Here is a 3066-nt window from a genome sequence, read left to right as displayed (position 1 = left end):
GAGAGACAATTGCTGGCGATCGCTTACGGGAGAAAGAGAATCGTGTTCATGCCGTATGAACAACCCACCTCTTTACACCGACTATTTCATTTACTTTATCGACGTAAAAAAACAACAACATACCGCCGTAATTTGAGGATTGGTAGTCTAGGCTAAGCTTGCACTGGTTGACGTGAAGCGGCAAGAAGTGATCAATCTCATTTTCTATACCGGTTATAGCTCTGCCCATTCACCGGATCTTGCACTAATGGATCACCAGAGAAAATTTACCCAGCAAGGGTTTGTACACGCGCCCATTCATGTGCACCAGATCAAGCTGATCGAGCATTTCATGGCCGGTGTAGCCTTTGTTGTCGACTTGCCCGTCCAGATTATCCGGTGTCGCGCTGCCGTCGGTGGTTCGGCATTTGCCCCAGCTGTCGTAGGCCAGTTTTTCTTTGAGATGACCACTGCTGTCGCTGATGCTGATGATGCTACCCAGTCTGTCGTGGTGGCTCCAGTTGAGTTCGCTGGTGTTGCTGCCCGGTTGGTCAATCTCAACACCGAGCCCATACGGCCAGTAGGTTTTGACGGTGACCTGGCCATTATTGATGTCGGCTTCTTGTGCCCCGGCGTAGTAGGTGGTGGCTGGCGGATTGCCATTTGGCTGGCTGGTTTTGGTGTGTTTGCTGCGTACTGGCAGATTGACTGCGGGCGAAGCAGTACGCGGTGCAGCAATACGGAAAACATCGGTCAATCAAGCATTTTTAGGGGGGTATATGGCAAAAATGCCTTCATCTCCTTATAAATAAAGGGCTTTTAATATACTCCCGGGGGTATATTTTTAGCTCCAGAAGCCATTTCTGCGCGTTGCTGGAATAAAAAAGGCAGAACCTGTTGCGGTTCCGCCAGAGACATACGATGTTAGCGAGTATCTGACCAGCAAGCGTAGCGTGCCTGTTCCGTTGGGTGCAGTAAGCACAACGCGTTCCTCAATTAAACTACTGCCAGCAGACGAACATCGATATCGCCTAATTGGTGCGTGTGACGCACCCTACGCTTGCCAAATCAAAATGGATGGTACTTACCGTGGAAGCTTGCGAGCTAACTCGCTGGACTCAACCGTCGGACGCAGCAATTCTCCAGGCTTGCGCTTATGTAGCTTCGCTCGTTCATTTGAGCGCCTGCCATTCTTCCTCAGTCAATCGGAAGTTTAATTGTCGGGAGAGTATCATTTGCATGTCCTTTATTGATAACAATTGTTATACAACATAGGTCATTGATTTTCAACATAAAACAGGTGTGAGCCGACTTTTTGTGTTGAAGTGAGGCTTGGTGTGTCTGCCGCAACAAACCGTTGCCCAGCTTAGGTTTCCGGGCGGTTTGGAGTATGCACGTAAGCGCGCGTCATGTGTGTGGTTTAAATGGGGGAGATTTTGGCAGTTTTTGCGCTGACTCATTGCCAGTGTTTCAACTGATAGGGTTCAGCCTCGTTGGAGTCAACTTTTGGAAACCTGGGAATTGTGGGTTAAGAGAGGTTTAGCTGAATTTTTGGGAATTCAGCTAAATTTAGATTTTGCTCAGGCAGGGATTTTGAGGCGGTTTTTAAAAAATGTACTTTGCACCGACTTTGCGTCAATTTGCAGGCGTACGGTCAATTAGGTTTTGCTAATCGAACTTATTCATACTCAAGCGGCCAGTAAATCAGCCTTTGAGGCTTTTGAGGAAATCAGGGTCAATCCATGCTTCCTTTACTTGCCCCGGTTTCAACTTAACAGTACTTACATCAAATGGCTCAAGCAAGTTTAGGAATAAGCCAAAATTGGCCGCAAGTCTTGTGATGTTGTCTGGCTGCTCGTGATCCCAAAAATACACAGCTCCATTTTCACCTTGGCAAATAAGTACATAATTCCCTCCTTCTGCCCATGCTACTGGAAATGAGAATTGCGGAAGATTTTCGATTCTTGAGGATTCCTTGTAAATTTCCTTCACTGGAATGAAACCATTCACACCAGATTCATTAGCCTCACTAATCTTAAAAATATTTGTTTCAGGTTCAGCACCATCATTTTCCACTGCAAACTCAACAAATTCGGGAGCAATAGCCATTCCGATTTTTCGCTCAAGTGCAGTGATCTCACTTCGCGATGCCGCACGTCCTTTTGTTAATTTCAGTTTCATCAGTCAAATCCTCCATTACGAATCACAGCTGCACCACCAGTGTGCCGAACCTCATTGTGAACATCTTTAGGAACGAGTTGCATCGTCCTTCCATCCTCAACGTGGTGCCAAACATAATCAGACGGCGTCTTACTCAAACCCACTGCCTTATTTGCAAGCGCAGCATCTTTTGCATAATTACCTGTAAGCCCATCAATTCGAACTTGAGCCTTTGATACTGAACCAAAGTCTGGGAAGCCTTGTTTATTGAATTCAATTCCACTCGGATGTGCTTCGCCTGCATACCTGCTATTAATTGGAACACGACCACCAATAGTAGGTATTTCACTGGTTGCCGCCTTCAATGGCGTCAACATCAACAACCCACCCTCAACCGCACGGAGATCCCCAGCAGCATCCTGCGCAACCGGGTTTCTATAATCCCATAAATTTCCGACACGCCCAAACGAACCATCCGATTTGTGCAAAAACTCTTCTGTCCAACTGGCAACACCATTAATAATATCGCCAGGGGTGTTAAGTATAGAACCAGCAAATGCGCTGCCAATTGTTTTCGCGGTCTCTAAATGAATGTTTCCTCTATTTGCCGAATTGTTTTTCGGATTTATCTTACCACTTCCGACTACGTTAAACATCGTAGGCGTGGATGGGGGAGTGGAACTAGACGGATTTGGTTTCGCCGCACTCACTTCGGCAGTTGGTATCCCGCCAACCTTTGTCAAATCTCTAATGCCTGTTTGACAAAAGTTCTCTTGAGTTGCACTTGGAATACAATCAGCAAACCCAGTTGGATCGGTCAAGTTCGTCGGGTTATTGAGCACATAACTATACCGGTTATAGTTCTGCCCGTTCACCGGATCTTGCACCAACGGATCACCACTGAGGAATTTACCCAGCAAGGGTTCG

3 protein-coding genes are annotated in these 3066 nt (G+C 46.7%); all 3 read right to left on the bottom strand.

All coding sequences use genetic code 11. From position 1 onward, the window contains the following. Positions 1–244: 244 nt before the first annotated feature. Positions 245–736: a hypothetical protein gene (locus H8K29_RS17705; RefSeq protein ID WP_186898660.1), complete on the bottom strand. Its 492-nt coding sequence runs from the start codon at positions 734–736 to the stop codon at positions 245–247. Between the two features lie 947 nt (positions 737–1683). Next, on the bottom strand, positions 1684–2160 hold the full coding sequence (locus H8K29_RS17700) for an SMI1/KNR4 family protein (protein WP_186898659.1): 477 nt from the start codon (positions 2158–2160) through the stop codon (positions 1684–1686). Beyond that, positions 2160–3066, bottom strand: a 907-nt coding sequence (locus tag H8K29_RS17695; protein WP_186898658.1) for an HNH endonuclease, incomplete at its 5' end; no start/stop codon positions are given. The genes H8K29_RS17695 and H8K29_RS17700, both read right to left, overlap by 1 nt.

This window comes from Undibacterium sp. CY21W, from assembly GCF_014284265.1.
In the GTDB taxonomy this organism is placed as follows: domain Bacteria; phylum Pseudomonadota; class Gammaproteobacteria; order Burkholderiales; family Burkholderiaceae_D; genus Undibacterium; species Undibacterium aquatile.
The sequence above is the reverse complement of the archived record's forward strand: the minus strand, read 5'-3'. Positions and strand labels throughout refer to the sequence as shown.